The organism is Mycobacterium florentinum, assembly GCF_010730355.1.
In the GTDB taxonomy this organism is placed as follows: domain Bacteria; phylum Actinomycetota; class Actinomycetes; order Mycobacteriales; family Mycobacteriaceae; genus Mycobacterium; species Mycobacterium florentinum.
The window spans coordinates 3240002-3258082 of the sequence record NZ_AP022576.1; the positions used below are offsets into that span (position 1 = coordinate 3240002).

Annotated in this window: 16 protein-coding genes; 3 read left to right on the forward strand and 13 right to left on the reverse strand. The window is 68.3% G+C overall.

What is annotated here, in order from left to right:
• The 3 genes from G6N55_RS15335 to G6N55_RS15345 all read right to left on the reverse strand — a co-directional run bounded on the left by G6N55_RS15335 (position 1) and on the right by G6N55_RS15345 (position 2895).
• On the reverse strand, positions 1–1245 hold the full coding sequence (locus G6N55_RS15335; protein WP_085222486.1) for a molybdopterin-dependent oxidoreductase: 1245 nt from the start codon (positions 1243–1245) through the stop codon (positions 1–3).
• On the reverse strand, positions 1242–1898 hold the full coding sequence (locus tag G6N55_RS15340) for a class I SAM-dependent methyltransferase (protein ID WP_085222485.1): 657 nt from the start codon (positions 1896–1898) through the stop codon (positions 1242–1244). Before G6N55_RS15340 ends, G6N55_RS15335 begins: the two co-directional genes overlap by 4 nt.
• Positions 1899–2079: 181 nt before the next feature.
• Positions 2080–2895: an alpha/beta fold hydrolase gene (locus tag G6N55_RS15345; protein WP_332103839.1), complete on the reverse strand. Its 816-nt coding sequence runs from the start codon at positions 2893–2895 to the stop codon at positions 2080–2082.
• A 110-nt stretch (positions 2896–3005) separates the two neighbouring features.
• Here G6N55_RS15345 and G6N55_RS15350 point away from each other — a divergent pair, with 110 nt between their 5' ends.
• On the forward strand, positions 3006–3908 hold the full coding sequence (locus G6N55_RS15350; RefSeq protein WP_085222484.1) for an alpha/beta hydrolase: 903 nt from the start codon (positions 3006–3008) through the stop codon (positions 3906–3908).
• Here G6N55_RS15350 and G6N55_RS15355 read toward each other — a convergent pair.
• From G6N55_RS15355 to G6N55_RS15365, 3 genes are read right to left on the reverse strand one after another with little or no spacing between them, the layout of a single operon-like run.
• Positions 3905–5206 (reverse strand): amidohydrolase family protein, encoded by a 1302-nt coding sequence (locus G6N55_RS15355; protein WP_085222483.1) that lies wholly within the window; start codon positions 5204–5206, stop codon positions 3905–3907. The genes G6N55_RS15350 and G6N55_RS15355 overlap by 4 nt on opposite strands.
• The gene (locus tag G6N55_RS15360; RefSeq protein WP_085222482.1) at positions 5200–6372 is read right to left on the reverse strand and encodes a CoA transferase; all 1173 of its coding nucleotides are present in this window, start codon (positions 6370–6372) and stop codon (positions 5200–5202) included. The genes G6N55_RS15355 and G6N55_RS15360 overlap by 7 nt, the downstream gene beginning before the upstream one ends.
• A gap of 19 nt (positions 6373–6391) precedes the next feature.
• The gene (locus G6N55_RS15365) at positions 6392–7408 is read right to left on the reverse strand and encodes a MaoC family dehydratase (protein ID WP_085222481.1); all 1017 of its coding nucleotides are present in this window, start codon (positions 7406–7408) and stop codon (positions 6392–6394) included.
• Between the two features lie 57 nt (positions 7409–7465).
• On the opposite strand from G6N55_RS15365, the gene G6N55_RS15370 reads away from it, so the two are divergent.
• Both G6N55_RS15370 and G6N55_RS15375 read left to right on the forward strand, forming a co-directional pair.
• Positions 7466–8611 (forward strand): acyl-CoA dehydrogenase family protein, encoded by a 1146-nt coding sequence (locus tag G6N55_RS15370; RefSeq protein WP_085222480.1) that lies wholly within the window; start codon positions 7466–7468, stop codon positions 8609–8611.
• A gap of 121 nt (positions 8612–8732) precedes the next feature.
• On the forward strand, positions 8733–9227 hold the full coding sequence (locus G6N55_RS15375; RefSeq protein ID WP_085222479.1) for a CD225/dispanin family protein: 495 nt from the start codon (positions 8733–8735) through the stop codon (positions 9225–9227).
• Here G6N55_RS15375 and G6N55_RS15380 read toward each other — a convergent pair.
• The 7 genes from G6N55_RS15380 to G6N55_RS15410 all read right to left on the reverse strand — a co-directional run bounded on the left by G6N55_RS15380 (position 9221) and on the right by G6N55_RS15410 (position 17972).
• Positions 9221–10189: an enoyl-CoA hydratase/isomerase family protein gene (locus G6N55_RS15380; RefSeq protein ID WP_085222478.1), complete on the reverse strand. Its 969-nt coding sequence runs from the start codon at positions 10187–10189 to the stop codon at positions 9221–9223. The two genes, G6N55_RS15375 and G6N55_RS15380, sit on opposite strands and share 7 nt — an antisense overlap.
• Before the next feature lie 3 nt (positions 10190–10192).
• Positions 10193–11722 carry a fatty-acid--CoA ligase FadD4 gene (gene fadD4 / locus G6N55_RS15385; RefSeq protein ID WP_085222477.1) on the reverse strand — a complete coding sequence of 510 codons (1530 nt, stop codon included), beginning with the start codon at positions 11720–11722 and terminating at the stop codon, positions 10193–10195.
• A gap of 84 nt (positions 11723–11806) precedes the next feature.
• Positions 11807–12877: an alpha/beta fold hydrolase gene (locus G6N55_RS15390; RefSeq protein ID WP_139826862.1), complete on the reverse strand. Its 1071-nt coding sequence runs from the start codon at positions 12875–12877 to the stop codon at positions 11807–11809.
• A gap of 78 nt (positions 12878–12955) precedes the next feature.
• Complete coding sequence (locus tag G6N55_RS15395; protein ID WP_085222475.1) at positions 12956–13246, reverse strand: hypothetical protein; 291 nt, start codon at positions 13244–13246, stop codon at positions 12956–12958.
• A gap of 145 nt (positions 13247–13391) precedes the next feature.
• On the reverse strand, positions 13392–15218 hold the full coding sequence (locus tag G6N55_RS15400; protein WP_085222474.1) for a phosphoenolpyruvate carboxykinase (GTP): 1827 nt from the start codon (positions 15216–15218) through the stop codon (positions 13392–13394).
• Between the two features lie 175 nt (positions 15219–15393).
• Positions 15394–16935, reverse strand: coding sequence for a hypothetical protein (locus tag G6N55_RS15405; protein WP_179968181.1), 1542 nt, complete (start codon positions 16933–16935; stop codon positions 15394–15396).
• Positions 16929–17972, reverse strand: coding sequence for a hypothetical protein (locus G6N55_RS15410; protein ID WP_085222473.1), 1044 nt, complete (start codon positions 17970–17972; stop codon positions 16929–16931). The genes G6N55_RS15405 and G6N55_RS15410 overlap by 7 nt, the downstream gene beginning before the upstream one ends.
• Positions 17973–18081 lie beyond the last annotated feature (109 nt).

The following is an 18081-nucleotide window of genomic DNA, read 5'->3' on the forward strand; positions in this document are numbered from 1 at the left end:
TCAACCGCCTTCGAATTCGATGGCGGCCACCCATTTGGTGTTGTGCACGCCGGGCAGCGCGGGCCCGATGATCCGGGCCGGATAGCCGTGGTCCAGGGACAGGTCGGCGCCGTTGACCCGCAGCGCCAGCAGGGCCTCGGGATCGCGAATCTGGTTGGCCTGCAACGTCGCCTGACCGAAGGCGCCGCCTCGCTGCAGCGACAGCACCCGGGCCGAGCGCGGCGCGGGTACGCCCGCGATGCGGGCCAGCTCGGCCAGCCGGACCCCGCTCCAGGTCTGGACGGTCGACCATCCTTCGACGCACGCTAGCGGCAAGCGCGCGGTGGTTTGCGGCATTCCGGCCAGCGCGGCGCGGTCCAGCGTGACTTCGGAATGACCACCACGCAAGACCAATACCCAACTCGCGCCGACACTTTCGTGGGTGATGCCCGCGGCGACCGCGGTCTTGTTGACCGGGAAGTCACTGCGGCCCCGCCCGCGTGGCAACAGCAGGGCGGCGCCGCGGGCAGCTCCACCGACGGTCTGGCCGACGGTGAGCGCCGCGATCAGCAGCACGCCGCTGCCGACCAGCGCGAGGGCCCCGCGCCTGCTGATGGTCGGTTCGGCCGGATCCGTGGCCACCAGGCCGTCGGGATCGGCCGGCTCGGGACGGGTGTCGGCGCGGCCGGTGCGCAGCACGTCGCGCAGCGGCAGCGACCGCAGCCCGGCGACCATGCGCGGCAGCTTGATCGCGATGTGCATCAGAAATCCGGTGATGAAGACCCACCCGCCGAAGTAGTGCGCGTCGTAGAAGCTGAACCCGAAAACGTAGTCGTACTGGATGTTCAGCACCCCGGTCACGGTCTCGAACAGGATCCCGCCGACGAGCATGACCAACGACAGCCGCTCCAGCAGCGCGGCCACCGACCGTGCCGGCGGCCAGACGAACAGCCGCGGGATCACCGACCACAGCTTGGCCAGCACCACCGGGATGATCACCAGCCCAAGGCCGACGTGGATGCCCTGGGTCAGCCGGTACAGCCAGGACGGGCGGGTGGGCCAGACGAACAACGGCAGCCGCAGCCAGCCGACATCCGCGGGGATGGCCTGGCCGAGTTGCGGCGCGTAGGCGACGTAGGACAGCAGCCCGGTGATCGTGATGATCGGCAGCGCCACCAGCAGCACCAGCCCGAACACCGACGTCAGCCACGGGCCGCGCAGCGGGCTCCGAAAGCGGGTGGTCAACCGGTCACCCAGGCCGCTCACGGCGACGCCAGGCTCGCAATCACCCGGCCGCTGACCAGCCGAACACCGGTCAACGTCAGCCCGACTTGCGCCGCGAGGGCGGCGGCACTGTCCACCCCGACCGACGCCCAGCGGAACCACGGCCCGACGTCACAGGCCGACTCCAGCCGCACCCAGCGTGCGCGAATACCGATGGCGTCGGCCTCGAACTCGGCCACGCAGTGCCCGCCGCGGCCCAGCAACTCGGCGGCGCGCGCGAGAATCCGTCGCGGGTCCCCGCCGAGGCCGACATTGCCGTCGACCAGCAGCACCGTCTGCCACCGGCCCATGCCGGGCAGCGGCTCGAAGACGTCGCTCAGCAAGGCCGGGGCCCCGCCGCGACCGGCCAGCCTGATCGCCGTCGCGGACCGGTCGATGCCGAGTGCCGGTATCCCCCGCTCAAACAGCCGCGCGACCAACCGCCCTGGCCCGCAGCCGAGTTCGATCGTCGGCCCGCTGCACATCCGGGTGACGGCCTCGTCGAAGACCTCGTCAAGGGCATCGACGAATCCGCCATTCGGGGAGCACCGGGCGCCCAGCCAGCGATGCGCGGGCAGCACTCGAATTTCGCCGTCCTCATGACGAATCCAACATCGCTCGCCGCCCAGTGCCCGTTCGTAGAGATGCCCCAGCATTTCACGTCCCCCGCATCGTGCCCGACTGAGCGGCCAACCCTCGGATCGATACCCCGATCGTGCGCGGGTTAACCACACCGATCAACGCTGTTCACTCGGCAAGGCGAAATGCGGCACGAGCCTGATTCGGAGCCGAAGCCGGTTTGGATGGCGACGAATCTCGCCGGAAGCGTTTCGTGTGTCAATCGGCGCGGTCGAACAGGAACTGATCCAGCAATCGGTTCACCCGAACGGGTTCTTCGAGTGCCGCAAGGTGCCCGACTCCGTCGAGAACGGTGAAGCACGAATCGGGAATGGATTCGGCCATGGCCCGCGTCTCGGCCACCGGGAAGGTGGCATCTTCGACGCCGGCCACGACCAGCACCGGGGTGGCGACGCGCCTGAGCAGAGCGTGCTGATCCGGCCGGGCGGGGACCACGCTGCGCACTGCCCAGCTGGTCGAGCTGATATCGAGACCGTGCAGGCGCGCGCGCAGGTTCTCGACGACATCGGGCCGGTTGCGCAGGGTGGTGGGCCCGAGGAAGCCGCGGATCACCTCCCGCGTCAGCGGGGGTCGTACACCGCCGAGAATCCTCGCCATCCGCAACATGGCCCCGTATTTCACCTTTTGGGGGAAACCGGCTTTCGAGGCGGTGCAATTCATCAGAACGGCGTGCCTGATGCGGTCAGGATGCTGAGCGGCGAACGTGCCGCCGATCATGCCGCCCCAGGAATTGCCGACGAAATGGGCCTGGTCGATGCCGAGGCCGTCCATCAGGTCGACGACGCAGCGCGCGCATTCGGTGAAGCTGAACATCGCTTTGAGCGGCTCGCTGCCGCCGTGGCCCGGGGGATCGATGAGCACCACCCGGTGCTCTGCCCCGAGATGGGCGGCTTGGCCGGCCCACAAGTCGCCGGTCATCAGCAGGCTGGGCCACATCAGCACCGCGGACCCGGTTCCGGGACTGACCCGCACGTGGATCTTGCCGAGGACGGTGTCGACATACCGCGAAGCCAAAGTCGTCACGTCCCCTCCATATTCGATAAGCCTATGCGCCGCCGTCGCACGAACTCGCGTTCTCGCCGGCCGACAACACTCGATGCCAAGCCGGCGGTAATACTGAACCGGTGCCGAACAGCGACGTTCACCCCGATTTGCGCCGGATCGCGCGCATCGCCCCGCGACAACTGGTCACTCCCCGCAGTGTGTCCCTGATCCGGGCGTTGCTTCCACTGCGGACGCTTCGCAAATCCGACGCATCCGAGGCTGCCGAACCGATCACCCTGGCCTCCGGGGCCGGCGTTCGGCTGTTCCGGCCGCCCGGCGTCACCGAGCCCGGACCGGCGCTGCTGTGGATACACGGCGGCGGATACGTGATTGGGACTGCCGCACAAGACGATCGGGTATGCCACAACTTCAGCACCAGGCTGGGCATCACGGTCGCGTCGGTGGAATACCGCCTGGCGCCCGAACATCCGTATCCCACACCGGTCGAGGACTGCTATTCGGTGCTGACGTGGCTGGCCGGGCTGCCCGCGGTGGACCCGACGCGGGTGGCGATCGCGGGCGCCAGCGCCGGCGGAGGTCTGGCGGCGGCCCTGGCGTTCCTGGCCCGGGACCGCGGCGAGGTCACGCCCCTGCTGCAGATGCTGGTGTACCCGATGATCGACGATCGCAGTTCGCTGACCGCCGGAAAGCCGGACTACCGACTGTGGAGCACCCGCAGCAATCAGTTCGGCTGGGCGGCGTATCTCGGTGACGCCGACCCGCAGGTCGCCGTCCCGGCCCGCCGCGACGACCTCGCCGGGTTGGCGCCGGCGTGGATAGGGGTGGGGACACACGACCTGTTCCACGACGAAGACCTCGCCTACGCCGAGCGCCTGCGGGCCGCGGGAGTGCCGTGCCAGGTCGAGATCGTCCCCGGCGCCTTCCACGGCTTCGACCTGGTGGCACCGAAAGTTAAAGTGTCGCAGCGCTTTTTCGACACCCAGTGTGAGACTCTGCGTACCGCGCTGGCGGTGGCGCGCTAGTCCGCCGGGTAGGCGAGGATGCCGCCGATGATTGTGGCGGCGACCAGGCCGGCGTCCAGCTCGGCCAGCACCGTCGCCGGCGGCGCGGCCAACACGCACAGATCGCCCGGCTGTCCGACGTCGACCGATCTGGGCCGGCCCGGCTGGTCGGCATAGCCCAGGAACATCGTCAAAGCTTCTGGCGCCGAGACGCATTCGTCGGCGCCGAGCACCGCGCCACTGGGCGTGGTGCGGTGTACCGCGGCGCGCATCGCCGCCCACGGGTCACCCCGGCCGAACGGCATGTCGGTCGACAGCGCCATGCGCACCTTGGCTTTTCGCACGGAGGCAACGCGCCACAGCGCGGCGTGCTCGGCGGCGGGGATCTCGGCGAGGTACTGATCGCCGCGTTCGGCGACGAAGTTCGGCTGGGTCACCACGGTGACTCCGAGGTCGGCGAGGTCGGTCAGATTGTCGTCGTCGACGACCGCGGCATGCTCGATGCGGTCTTGTGGGTGGCCGCCGGCGGCGCGCAGCGCCGCGATGGTCACCACCAATTGGGCCCCGGTCACGCAGTGCACGGCAACCGGCCGCCCGTCGGCGTGCTGGTCGGCGATCCATCCGGTCAGCGACTCCAGGTCTAGACGATCATCGTGCAGGATCTTCTTACCCGGGGCCAAGAACGACAGCTGCGGCCGGAACTCGCCGTGCCGGTGCGCCACCATCAGCGACACCATGTCGTCCGCATCGAGATCCGGTGTGGCGTCAGTGACTCCGGTGATGCCGACCGCGGTCAGGCGCCGACTGAGCTCGGTGAGGTCGGCGTGGTGACGCTGCAGCGCCTCGGACCAGCGGTCGCTGGCGCGCAGCCGCCCGTCGGGGTGCTCGGCCATTCCGAGTCGTCGCAGCGCCGCCGAGTTGAGGATCCACAGGGCGCCGCTGCGGTGCTGGACACGGACCGGAACGCGGGCCACCATGGCGTCGAGCACGGCCCGATCCAGCTCACCGGCAACGGATTCGTGGTAGCCGATCGCCCGGATCCACCCGTCGATGTTCGGTCTGGCCTTCGATAGTTCTTCTGCCAGCTGGTCTCTGGTTCGAATACGGGGTGGTCCGAGCATCAGCGAATCCATCGCAGCGGCGGCCGAACGCAGGTGCACATGATGGTCGTGCAGACCGGGCAGCACCGTACCGCCCTGCGCGTCGAGCACGATCTCTCCGCGTCGGGGTTCCAGGTCTTGGCCCATTTCCTCGATCCGTGCGCCGACCCGGATGTCGGTCACCGTGCCGGCCAGCAGCATCGCTTGCTGAATCAACATGAAAGGAGCCATCTTTCGGCGACCAGGCGGCGTACGGCGTCGTTGTCCGCGCCCAGCTCGGCGGCGCGGCGGTGTGGCGGCGGAGCCTGGGGTGCCGCGCATTCCGAGACCGACGCCGTCGTGGGCAGGTCCGCGTAGCCCGCGGCGATCCCCGCCATCGACACCTGGATCAACTCGCCGCCGCCCCGGGCCAGCGATTCGACCACGGCCGCGGCCGCCTCCAGGCCCGTGAGGGGATCGGCGATGGCGTCGCCGCAGAACACCGGCCCCGCACCGACCAGGCCGCCGGCCACCGCGGCGTCGTCTCCGAACGCGGGACGGGTGGGGTCTTGGTCATAGCCGGTGATGCGCAACCAAATTCGGCCCGCTCGCGGTGCAATGTGATCCGGGCCGAGCCGGCGCCGGGTCAGCGCAGCGGGTCGCGAGCCCTCGATCACGATGTTGGCGACCGCAAGCAGCTCGCGCAAATCGTCGGCCTGATGATCGAAATCCAGGCAGTAAGACAGCTTTTCGCCGTTCATCCAGTCGAAGAATTCGCGATTGCCCGCCCGGGTGCCGTCCGGGCGTCGGGGGCTTTCAACTTTGACGACGGCGGCTCCTGCGCCGGCCAGCAACTGCCCGCACAGCGGGCCGGCCCACATCGACGACAGGTCGGCCACCAGCAGGCCGGCGACGCCGCGCGCGGAACCTCGACCACCCAATCGCTGGATCCGCGGTGGCGCGGGGTCGGCCTCGCCCAGGCCGGCCGCCGGAATATCGAGCAGATTCGCTCGTTCGATGATCGCCGATACCAGACGTGTTGTGGCCCAACGTTGCAACATCGGCCAGGGGTCGGCGGGCACCTCGTCGACTTCGACCAGCGCGGGGACGGCGGCGATGTCGTCGGGGCGCGACAAGGTGAGCGCGCACCAGCCGTCGCGCGCCGAAAGCAGCCGGGTGCCTCCGCCGGCCGAAATCCGGCCGCCGCGGCTCAACCCGAGCAATGCTGCCCGCCCGGACAGCAGCGTCGCCGCATCGACGGCGATGCCGAGATGACCGCCTACCGTCGTCGCGACCCGCTCGGCGCGGGCCAGCACCTCGGCGCGGGAGAAGTCCGGTGCTCCGTCGGGCGGGCCCGTCAGGCAGGCCAGCCCGCTGCTCCCCCACCGGGACGCCGCGTTGCTCACCGGGCCATTGTCCTCCGGCTCAGAAGTGCAGCGCGCTGAACCGCCAGTCCAGCACGGCCCGGTCGGGTTCGCCGGCCCCGTCGGCGGCCGCGAAGACCAGCGACCGAAGGCCCAGCACACCCCCGTGCTCGGTGGGCTCGGCCGACTCGACGTGCAGCTCGCTGTACAGGGTGTCGCCTTCGTACACCGGCCCGGTGTGATCGCACGACTCCCAGCCCAGTACCGTCCCCAGGTTCGGCAGCAGCCTGTTGGCTTGGGCGAGCGCCAGCCCGATGGTGTGCCCGCCGTACACCAGCCGACGTCCGCCGGCACGCGAATCATGGTGTGCTGCAGCAATATTCAAGGTCAACCGGGCCAGTTCCGGTGCACTGCTGACCACGTCGCCGGTGCTGTGCAGCACCGCGCCCGCCATGATGGTGTCGAAATGTGGCCCGGGCACCCGCTTTCGGAAGACTTCGCCGTCCCAATGCGCGGCCGGCGCAACGGCGGGCGGTGCCGCATCGGTACCGATCGTGGACAGATCATCGGCGGGCGCGTCGTCGGGATTGAAGTCCGGGCCGGCGGGCAACATGGCACAGCGGTAGAAATCGAGCACGAGCTGATCGGCCTGGTCGATCGTGATCATCCGTAACGCCGCCAGTCCCGTCGGCGCGCGGCCCGGCTTGGCCGAGTTGGCGTGCAGCCCAACGACTTCGGTGCGGGTGTACAGGGAATCGCCGATCACCGGAAATCGATGGAAGGTCAGCCCGCGGTAGAACAGGTTGGCTTTGACCCGTTGGGTGACCAGCGTGCTCTGCCCGATGGCGACATCGCAGACCAGCCCCGGATGTGCCAGCGGCCCCGGCCCGCCGGTCACCGCGGCGGACAGGTCGGCGTCCAGGGCCAGGCGCAACCGGTCCCCCACGATCGCCTGATGAGCGGCGGCCAGGCCCGCCGAGAGCGTCGCCACCGGCGCCCAGTCGAAGACCTGACCCCTCGACAGATCGTCGAAGTACGGCCCGCCTTCGCGGATCCCCGCATACCCATTACCCGTCACAACGCCACATGCTGGCAGGCTGTCGAATCGAAGCGCAACGCAGGAAGGTGATCAGAGGTGGACGACGAAGAAGATATGCTGGTCGCCACGGTGCGGGCGTTCATCGACCGCGAAGTCAAACCGACGGTCCGCGAGGTCGAGCACGCCAACACCTACCCCGAGGCGTGGATCGAGCAGATGAAGCGGATCGGCATCTACGGGCTGGCCATTCCCGAGGAATACGGCGGGTCGCCCGTCTCGATGCCGGGCTATGTGCGGGTCACCCAGGAGCTGGCCCGCGGCTGGATGAGCCTGGCCGGCGCGATGGGCGGGCACACAGTGGTCGCCAAGCTGCTGACGTTGTTCGGCACCGAGGAGCAGAAGCGGACCTACCTGCCACGGATGGCCACCGGCGAGGTGCGGGCGACGATGGCGCTGACCGAGCCCGGCGGCGGCTCCGACCTACAGAACATGTCGACCACCGCGCTGCCGGACGGCTCCGGCGCCTTGCTGATCAACGGCGCCAAAACCTGGATCAGCAACGCGCGCCATTCCGGGCTGATCGCGCTGCTGTGCAAGACCGACCCGAATGCCACACCGCGCCATAAGGGAATCTCGATCGTGCTCGTCGAGCAGGGGCCGGGTCTGACGATATCCAGGGATCTCCCCAAGCTGGGCTACAAGGGCGTCGAATCCTGCGAGCTGTCCTTCGACAACTTCTCCACACCCGCGTCTGCTGTCCTGGGAGACCGCATGGGCGAAGGCTTTTCGCAAATGATGAAGGGACTCGAGACCGGCCGCATCCAAGTCGCGTCCCGCGCCCTGGGCGTGGCGACCGCGGCGCTCGAGGATGCGCTGGCCTACGCGCAGCAACGAGAGAGTTTCGGCAAGCCGATTTGGAAGCATCAGGCCGTCGGCAACTACCTGGCCGACATGGCCACCAAGCTCACCGCCGCACGCCAGCTCACCCGTTACGCCGCGCAGCGTTACGACAGCGGCGAACGCTGCGACATGGAGGCCGGGATGGCCAAACTGTTCGCCTCCGAGATCGCAATGGAGATCGCACTGAACGCGGTACGCATCCACGGCGGCTACGGCTACTCCACCGAGTACGACGTCGAGCGCTACTTTCGCGACGCCCCGCTGATGATCGTCGGCGAGGGCACGAATGAGATCCAGCGCAATGTGATTGCCGGGCAGCTGATTGCCCGGGGCGGGATCTGAGCGCGGTTGAATTGGCGCTTGACCTCCGCTTGTGCGCTATATTTGCCAGACTTACGCACCAGCAAAGCGGCGCGGGAGTAAACCTGTTTGGACCGGAGGAACCCCCAGGAAGGCAGTCGCCATGAGTTATCCCCCAGGGCCGTACGAAGGTTCCCCCGAGTGGCAGGGCCAACCGCCGCAACCCGAGTGGCAGGGCCAACCGCCGCAACCCGAGTGGCAGGGCCAACCGCCGCAACCGGAGTGGCAGGGTCAGCCGCAGCAGCCGGGCTGGCCGCAGCCGCAACAACAGGGCTGGCCGGGCCAGCAGCCGGGCGCTTGGCCGGGCCAGCAAGAGCCGGATAACTACCTCGTCTGGGCGATTCTGTGCACGGTGCTGTGCTGCCTCCCGTTCGGGATCATCTCGCTGGTCTACTCGAACAAGGTCGCCGGATTGTGGGCCCAGGGCCGAGTCGCCGAGGCTCAGGAAGCGTCGAGCAACGCCAAGAAGTGGGCGATCATCGGTGCCATCGCGGGTGGCGTCACGTACGCGATCATCGCCATCTTGTACATCGTCATCGCCGTCGTTGCCGTGTCGAGCATACCGTCGACGACCACCACCACCTTCGGCGGCTACTGAGCAATCGCTTGCGCGCCAACGTAAGTCGCATCGATTAGCCCCCAGCGCAGCGCGGTATCGACGCCGATCGTACGGCCGGACAGCACCAGATAGGCGGTACGCCAGCGGCCGATGCGGCGTGTCACGCTGACGGTGCCGCCGGCGCCCGGGATCAACCCCAGACCCAGTTCCGGTAGACCGAAGAGCGAATCCTGCTGCGCTTCAACCCATCCGCAGAACGCGGCCATCTCCAGACCGCTACCCAGCACCCGGCCGTGTACCTCGGCGCGGCATGCCCGGCCGAGCCTGGCCGTCAGCGCATCGAGCGCCAGTGCCGGGCTGTGCCGGGTGCGGGCCAGGTGCGCGCTCGCGGGATCGGCGAACGTACCGAATTCGGCGAGGTCTCCGCCGCTGCAAAACGATGGGCCGTTGCCGCTCAACACAATCCCGGTCACCGACCGGTCGAGTTCCGCGACGGTCAACGCCTCCAGCAGTGCGGCGCGCGCATCGGTGGAAAACGCGTTGTGGCGTTGTGGGCGGTTGAACCTGATAAGCAGGGTGTCGCCGTCGCGTTCCACCTGCACCGGGTCGGCGATCTCGGGCATCCGGGCCGGGCCGCGTTCACCGAGCCAGCGCGCGAACTCCGGGCCGGCCTGCAACGTGGAGTAGGCCAGCGATTCGGTCACCACCCCGGCCAGCGCCGGGCCGTCGGGCGGCGCCGCGCGCAGCACGTCGTCGCAGACACTGCTGGCCTGTGGCCAGTGCTCACAACGCTTGCGCAACTCCGCGAGCGTCTCGGGAACCGAATCGACGGTGATCACCCGCCGGTCGGCGCAGGGTTCCTCGGTCAGCGTGAAAGTCGCTGCATCCAGCCAGAATTGGTCCTGTGCGATCTCGGCGGCCGAACCGACGCCGACGACCACGCCGGGCGGCGACGGCAGCCCCGCTTCCGGCGCGCCCGACAGGTCGACCACCCGGAACATCGGTCAGACCGAGTACTTCTCGATCAGCCCGTTCTTGTAGAGCTTGCCGGTGTCGGTGCGCGGGAGCTGCGCCTCGAACGCGATCGAACGCGGGCATTTGAAGTGCGACAAGCGGTCTCGTAGCCAGGTCATCAACTCGTCGGCGAACTCGTCGGTGGCGTCGGCCTCCTCGACGGCCTGGACCGCCGCGACGACGCGCTGGCCCATCTCGTCGTCGGGAACCCCAAACACCGCGGCGTCCAACACCTTCGGATGGGTGACCAGAAGATTCTCGGCCTCTTGCGGGTAGATGTTTACCCCGCCGGAGATGATCATGTGGTGGCGCCGGTCGGTCAGGTACAGATAGCCCTCGTCATCGAGGTAACCGATGTCACCGACGGTCATCCACCCGTGCTTGTCCCGCGACGCAGCGGTTTTCGTCGGGTCGTTGAGGTATTCGAACGCATACCCGCCCTCGAAGTAGATCTCGCCGGCCTCACCGGGCGGCAGCTCGTTGCCGTTCTCGTCGAGAATGTGCACGCCGCCCATCATGGGTTTGCCGACCGAGCCCGGGTGCGTCAACCACTCCTCGGCGCTGATCAGCGTCGACCCGTGCGCTTCCGAGGAGGCGTAGTACTCGTCGATGATCGGCCCCCACCAATCGATCATCTCCTTCTTGATCTGCACGGGGCACGGCGCCGCGGCGTGCATCACCCGCTTGAGACTGGACAAGTCGTACGAATCACGCACGGCCTGAGTAAGTTTCAGCATCCGGACGAACATGGCCGGGACGAATTGGCCGTGGGTGATCCGGTGGCGCTGGATCGCGTCCAGCGTCCCCTCGGCGTCGAACTTCTCCATGACCACGGTGGTGATGCCACCGGCCTGGATGGTCATCGACCACACCGACGGTGCGGTGTGATACAGCGGGGCCGGACTCAGGTACACCGCATCGGCGTCCAGCCAGAATTCGACCAGAGCCGACATCATGCCCGGCGCCTCGTCCGGTGGCAGGTGTGGTAATTCGCGCTTGATCCCCTTGGGCCGGCCGGTGGTTCCCGACGAGTACTGCAGCAGGTCGCCTTCGATTTCGTCGTCGATGGGCGTATCCGGGTAACCGGCAACGCATTCCGGGTAGCGCTCCCAGCCCGGCAGCTCGCCTGGCGAAATAGGGCCAGCGATCAGCAACAGCTCCGGTAGCCCGTTCGGCAGATGCTCGGCCAGGCCGGCGCAGGTGTCGCGCAGCGCCGCCGAACCGATGATCGCCTTGGCGTTGCTGTTGTCGATGATGTAGGCCGCCTCGGCCGCGGTCAGATGGGTGTTGATCGGCACGTAGTACAAGCCGCTGCGCCGAGCCGCCCACATGACGGCGTGGATGTGCTGGTTGTTCTCCATCAGGATCGCGACGCTGTCGCCCTCGCGCAGACCCGCCTTTCGGAACCCGTGCGCCAGCCGGTTGGCCCGCGCTTCCAGCTCGTCGAAGGTGATGACCGTTCCCGACGGGTACAGGATGATCGCCGGTTTGTCGGCGCCGAGATGGGGGCGGATCTGCATGCGACGACTGTACCGCCGTCGAAATTGACGGGTGTCAAGTGGCCCGATCGGTCTGTTTTGAGGGCCGCCGGGGCCCAACAGCGCTCAACGGAGAAATTCCAGCACCGCCGAGAAGAACGCGGCCGGTGTTTCCAGATGCGGCACATGGCCGGTGTCGGGCACACCGACGAAACGGGCAGCGGGCATCCGGGCCACGAACGCCTGGGCCATCGCGGCGATATTCCCTTTGCCGGCTTGCTCGTTGGGCGCGGTGTACTTCGCGCCCACGTAGGTGCGGTCGGACAAGCCGCAGACGAACAGCGTGCGGACGGGCAGCGACGCGATGAAATCCACTGCCGGCTCGTTGAGCAACATGTCGGTGGCCGCCGCCGAGCTTTGCACCCAGCGCTCGAACTCGGGCGAGGCCGCGATGGCGGTTCGCACCGCGACGAACGGCTCGATGAGCCGGGGATCTTTGTTCACGAAATAGTGCCCGATGTACTGCCGGATCTGGTCGGGTGTCGAGGAGCGTTCGTCGGTCGCCCAGTCGTCATGCCCCACCTGCCGGGTCAGCCCGTGTCGGTAGTCCTCGAGTCCCATCGGGTTCTCCAGCACCAGCGACGCCACCCGCTCGGGTAACGCCCGGGCCGTCTGCATGGCCACCAGTCCACCTGTCGAATGCCCCACGACGGCAACGGAATTCACCTTGAGGGCATCGAGTAGCGAACGTAGATGCGCCACCAGCGATTCCGCGGTCAGCGTCGACGGTTTGGTGGACTTACCCCAGCCGACCAGGTCGGGAACGATCGTCCGGTAACCCTCGCGGCGCAGCGTCGCGATGACGTCCTTCCAGTACGCACCGAAGAAGTTCTTTCCGTGCACGAGTAGGACGGTGCCTCGTGGTTGCCCACTCTCGGGCGCAATGTCCATGTACGCCAGGCGCGCCCGCCGTTCCCACTCCGGTGCCTGACGATCGATCCACGTCGCCTGCGCGACGTGCGTGACGTCGAGATAGTGCACGGGGTACGGGTAGGGATAGCCCTCCAGCCCGATGCCCAGGGTGTCACCGGTGGGCCAGGGCACCGGGGGCTCGGCGTCGCGCGCCGTCGTGTCACAGCCCGAACCAAGCAGCCCCGCCGCCGCCACAGCCAGGGCGCGACGCCTATCAACAATCACGATTCGATGATCTGCACCGGCGCCGTCGGCGTGCAACTTCCGCCGGTAGACGGCTCAGCCGAACTACCTCGGGCGGCGTCAGCCGTGCGGCGCCTCGGAAATCTTGCTGTCCGGCTTGCCCAGCGTTTGGCAGTACGTCTGCGCGGACAGCCGCGTCGCGGAGATCTCCAAATTGGTGGGGTCTTGGCCGCTCTTGTCCTTCAGCATTTTGCTGACCTCGTCGTTCTGCTTCTTCTCGTCTTGGGTGGTGAAGTCCTTGCACTTGGTATCGCCGCCGGTGTTGATCACCTGCGACGCCGAGCATCCGCTGAACAGAATTCCCGCCACCGCAACCACAATCGTGAGCGCGGAAGTTGTCGTTGACTTCATCGTCGGCCTTCCAGGTTCGGTGTGTTAGCTATCTATACACCGCTGCGTGCGGTTCCAAACGCCGGTTTGCCGACGAACCCGGCGAAAAAGAAATCGGGCTGACGCGTCTTGCGCGCCAGCCCGATTCGATGGTTTCTCTGCGGTGCTACTCGGACTCCGCCAGCCGCTGCTTGAGCGCCTCGAACTCGTCCTTGACCCCGGTGGGCAACTTGTCGCCGACGAACTCGAACCACTCTTCGATCAGCGGCAGTTCCTCGCGCCACTCGGCCGCGTTGACCGCCAGCGCCTTGGCCACGTCGCCGCCCCGGATGTCGAGCCCGTCGAGGTCCAAGTCGTCCGCGGTCGGCACGATGCCGATCGGGGTGTCCTGGCCCCCGGCCTGGTGTTCGATGCGGTCGACGATCCACTTCAGCACCCGGCTGTTCTCACCGAAGCCCGGCCACAGGAAGCCGCCGTCCTCGTCGCGGCGGAACCAGTTGACGAAGAACACCTTTGGCAGCTTGGACTCGTCGGAGTTCTTGCCCAGGTCGATCCAGTGCTGGAAGTAGTCACCGACGTGGTATCCGAGGAACGGCAGCATGGCCATCGGGTCGCGGCGTACGGTGCCGACCTTGCCCTCGGCGGCGGCGGTCTGCTCGCTGCCCATGGTGGCGCCCATGAAGACGCCATGCTGCCAGTCGCGTGCCTGCGTGACCAGCGGAACGGTGGTCTTGCGGCGCGCGCCGAACAGGATGCCGGAGATCGGCACGCCCTGCGGGTCGTCCCACTCGGGAGCCAGGATCGGGCACTGCGACATCGGGGTGCAGTACCGCGAGTTGGGGTGAGCGGCCTTCTCGTCGCTGTCCGGCGTCCAGTCGCGGCCCTTCCAGTCGATCAGGTGCCGCGGGTCGCCTTCCAGGCCCTCCCACCACACGTCACCGTCGTCGGTCAGGGCGACGTTGGTGAAGACGGTGTTGCCGGCCTCCATGGTGCGCATCGCGTTCGGGTTGGACTTCCAGTTCGTGCCCGGCGCGACGCCGAAGAAACCGAACTCGGGGTTGACGGCGTACAGCCGGCCGTCCTTGCCGAAGCGCATCCACGCGATGTCGTCACCGAGAGTCTCGGCGCGCCAGCCCGGGATGGTCGGCTGCAGCATCGCGAGGTTGGTCTTGCCGCACGCCGACGGGAAGGCCGCGGCGAAGTAGTAAGCCTTGTTCTCCGGGGAGATCAGCTTGAGGATCAGCATGTGCTCGGCGAGCCAGCCCTCGTCGTGCGCCATCGCCGAGGCAATACGCAGCGAGTAGCACTTCTTGCCCAGCAGCGCGTTACCGCCGTAGCCCGAGCCGTAGCTCCAGATCTCGCGGGTCTCCGGGAAGTGGGTGATGTATTTGGTTTCGTTGCACGGCCACGGCACATCCTTCTGGCCGGGCTCCAGCGGGGCGCCCACCGAGTGCAGCGCCTTGACGAAGAACCCGTCTTCGCCGATCTTCTCCAGCGCCGCGTTGCCCATCCGGGTCATCACCTTCATCGAGAGGACGACGTACTCGGAGTCGGTGATCTCCACACCCAGCTTGGGGTCGTCTGCGCCGAGGGGTCCCATGCAGAACGGCACCACCCACATGGTGCGACCGCGCATGCAGCCGCGGTACAGGTCGGTCAGGGTGGACCGCATTTCGGCCGGGTCCATCCAGTTGTTGGTCGGGCCGGCGTCGATCTCGCGCTCGGAACAGATGAAGGTCCGGGACTCGACGCGCGCCACGTCGGACGGGTCGGACAGCGCCAAGTAGGAGTTAGGGCGCTTCTCCTCGTTCAGCTTCTTCAGCGTGCCGGCCTCGACCAGCTGGGCGGCCAGGCGGTTGAACTCCTCGTCGGAGCCGTCAGCGAACACAACCCGGTCGGGCTGGGTCAGCTCGGCGACCTCCTCTACCCAAGCCAGCAACCCCCGATGATTCGTGGGTGCATTGTCCAGACCGGGAATGGTCGCTGAGGTCATTGAACTCTCCTGAATTCATCTCCGTACGCGTGGGCATATTGGGATTGCGTATGCAGTCGCCCACACAGATATTGACATGGTGGCGTTAGCTACAGGTTATCGCGATCCCCTTGCTGGGGAAGGCCCGGGCGGGTATAAGCCTTCTCACATCAACGATTCAGAAGCGCTCAAACGGTCAGGAATTGTCCTCATCCGCGCTCCCCGGGGCCGATTCAGTGTTTTCTGCCCCGCCAGTGTCCTCGGCAAGGTCTTCGGGTCGCGGTGTACCGGGCTCTCCGAGTTCGGCACGCACCGCCTCCAGCGCGGCCTGAACCGCGGGCATTTCCCGGTCCCGGACCGCCGCGGCACGCGCCGCGGCGATGGCGTGTTCGCGCAGTTCGCTGTCGATGGCACTGACCTGCTCGGTCACCCGGGTGTGCGCCGCCTCGTCGTGAGCGACCAGCCCCGAGCTCAGCAACGACTCGGCGGCCAGTACCCGGGTGGCGACCAACTCCTCGGTCACCGATCGCAGCGACGACGCCAGATCGCCCGTCCAGCGGTCCAGCAACGAGCGGTCATGCAGCAGGGCGCGCAGCTTGACCACCAGGACGGTGACCGCCAGGCCGACCGCCACGCACACCACGGCGCCGGCGATCTCGAGCGCCGGATTCAGCCGCTGGGCCAGCCCGGCCACCAGCCGGGACAGCGTCAGCGCGACGCCCACCCCGAACCCGACGCCCAGCAGCAGCATCAGCCAGGTCTCCTGGCGCCGCGATTTCAGCGGCGGGGGCGCCACGTCCACGGTGGGCAGCTGCGCGACAGGCGGTAGCTCCATCGGCAGATCCAGCTCGCGCGCGACGTCGTCGAGCTGGCTGGTGGTGCCCTCGTTCACCTCGCTGACCACTTCGGCGGCCCGGCCCCGCGCGTGCGCCTCGAACCCGGCCATGTCGCGGCGGGACAGGTGCGCGGCGTCGGATTGCAGCTCGCTGCGCACCGACGAGCATCGGTTCAGCGCGAAGTGCGACAGCTGGACCCGGGCCTGCTGGGTCTGGCCACGCATCCGGATGCTCCGCTCGGATTTGGCTTGCCGGCGCTCACGCAGGGCGGTGCGGCGCTGCTCGCGCAGCGCCTCGACCCGGGCCCGCCGTCCGGCGCTGTCCGCGTCGCGGTCAAACCGTTGCGCGACGGTCTGAAGCCGGGATTCCCAGGCCCGCAATCGATTTCGCCGCTCGACATCCGAAACGGCGAGCTGCGCCGCGACGGTGTCGGCCAGTTCATCCAGCTGCGGCTCACCCAGCTCGGGAGCGCCCGCCGCACCGATCCACGGCACCTGGGCGTAGCGCGGCGCATGTGCGGCGAGCAGGTCGCGATTGGCGCTCAGCACATCGCGCCAGCCGCGGTGCACGTCGATCTTCGACACCACGGCGACCACCACGTCGGTGTGCTCGCAGGCGGCGTCGAGCAAGGCACAGTCCGATCCGGTGAGTTCGGCGGCCGCGGAGACGACGAACACCACCGCCTTCGGAGCCTCGCCGGGCTGCAGATCCGTCGACTCGACGAACTTGTGCTCGGGCAGCCGCTCGCCCAGCGCGGTGGCCACCCCGGTCACGCCGGCCATCCACGGGCCGGTCACCAACACCACGTCGCGGCGACTGACGGCGGGCGAATCCAGCCGCGGCCCGATCGCCGCCACCAGTTCGTCGACCTGGGCCACGTCGGACGCCTCGGGACTCACGATGACTCCCGGGTCTTCGACCACAGCCGCAGCGACCCCCGGGTGATGTCCACCCCGCAGGCCCGGTGCAGGTCGCTCGCCGATCCGCGGCTGTGCCGCTGCCAGCGCGCCGCCCGGGGCAGATGCCCGGCCGGGTCATGGCAGTCACCGACCTGATGGCCGGCCGCCTCGGCCATCTCGACGGCGCCGGCCATCCGCGCGATCACCGTGTCGTCGCGGGACAGGAAACCGCCGACCCGCTCGCCGACCGGGGACCCGCCGACGGCCAGGGCCTCGAGCTCCGCGGTGGCCTCGAGCACCCGCCGGTAGCGCGCCTCGGCACCGAGGGCCGACAACCGGGCGATCACCGCGTCGACGCCACTGACCCGGCGCAGCAGGGCCCGGAGCTGCGGCAGCGTGCCACCCCTGCGGACCGCGGCCATGCCCAGCGCGGTGCCGAACAGGTCCAGGGTGTCCAGCAGCCGCAGCCGCGCTTGCGCCGGCACGGGATTATCGGCCGCGACGAACTCCCCGAACGAGCCCTGCAGACAAGCGGGGTGGGCGGCCAGCGTCCGCAACGCACCCCACGATGCGGCGTCCAGCCCCTCGAACGCGGCGACGGTTAGCAAAGCGATCATCGGCTCGACCGCGACGCCGGTGAGCTCGGCGAGATGCGCGCACCGGGTTCGGGCGGACGCCAGCGGCCCGTCGGCGGTGCGACCCGACAGCCGGCCGGCCAGGTCCGCCTTGTTCAGCACCGTCAGCACCGGGCGACCGGCGGTGGCGATCGCGTCGGCGTCCTCGGGTTTGACCACTTCAGCGATCACCTGGACGACCAGATCGGCCTCGCCGTCGGCCGGCATCACCGTGATTCCCGACGCCGGCGCGGCGTGCGCCAGGGCGCGTGCGACGGTGCCGCGACCGACTCCGGCCCGTCCACGCACCGCCGCGCGCAACGGCGCCGCGACATTCGCGGCGATCGCACTCACGCGCTCGTCGTCACATCCGGCAGCAAATCGCGCCAGCTCGTCGGCGAAAACTTGGCTCCCCCGTACCTTCATCTCTTGCCTGCTCGATCCGATCCTCCGGCACCCCATGCCGGCGTTGCTCCGGTCGCATGCGGGGCCGTCGCCGATGCCGGGCGCGTTTGCCGGGCGGAGATTCGGGCCC

Coding starts and splice junctions, on each gene's coding strand:
- G6N55_RS15380 (WP_085222478.1), bottom strand. CDS start 10,189: ATGTTCCGGGTGGTCGACCTGTCGGGCGCGCCGGAAGCGGGGCTGCCG.
- G6N55_RS15410 (WP_085222473.1), bottom strand. CDS start 17,972: ATGAAGGTACGGGGGAGCCAAGTTTTCGCCGACGAGCTGGCGCGATTT.
- G6N55_RS15355 (WP_085222483.1), bottom strand. CDS start 5,206: ATGTTGATTCAGCAAGCGATGCTGCTGGCCGGCACGGTGACCGACATC.
- G6N55_RS15400 (WP_085222474.1), bottom strand. CDS start 15,218: ATGACCTCAGCGACCATTCCCGGTCTGGACAATGCACCCACGAATCAT.
- fadD4 (WP_085222477.1), bottom strand. CDS start 11,722: ATGCAGATCCGCCCCCATCTCGGCGCCGACAAACCGGCGATCATCCTG.
- G6N55_RS15375 (WP_085222479.1), top strand. CDS start 8,733: ATGAGTTATCCCCCAGGGCCGTACGAAGGTTCCCCCGAGTGGCAGGGC.
- G6N55_RS15395 (WP_085222475.1), bottom strand. CDS start 13,246: ATGAAGTCAACGACAACTTCCGCGCTCACGATTGTGGTTGCGGTGGCG.
- G6N55_RS15340 (WP_085222485.1), bottom strand. CDS start 1,898: ATGCTGGGGCATCTCTACGAACGGGCACTGGGCGGCGAGCGATGTTGG.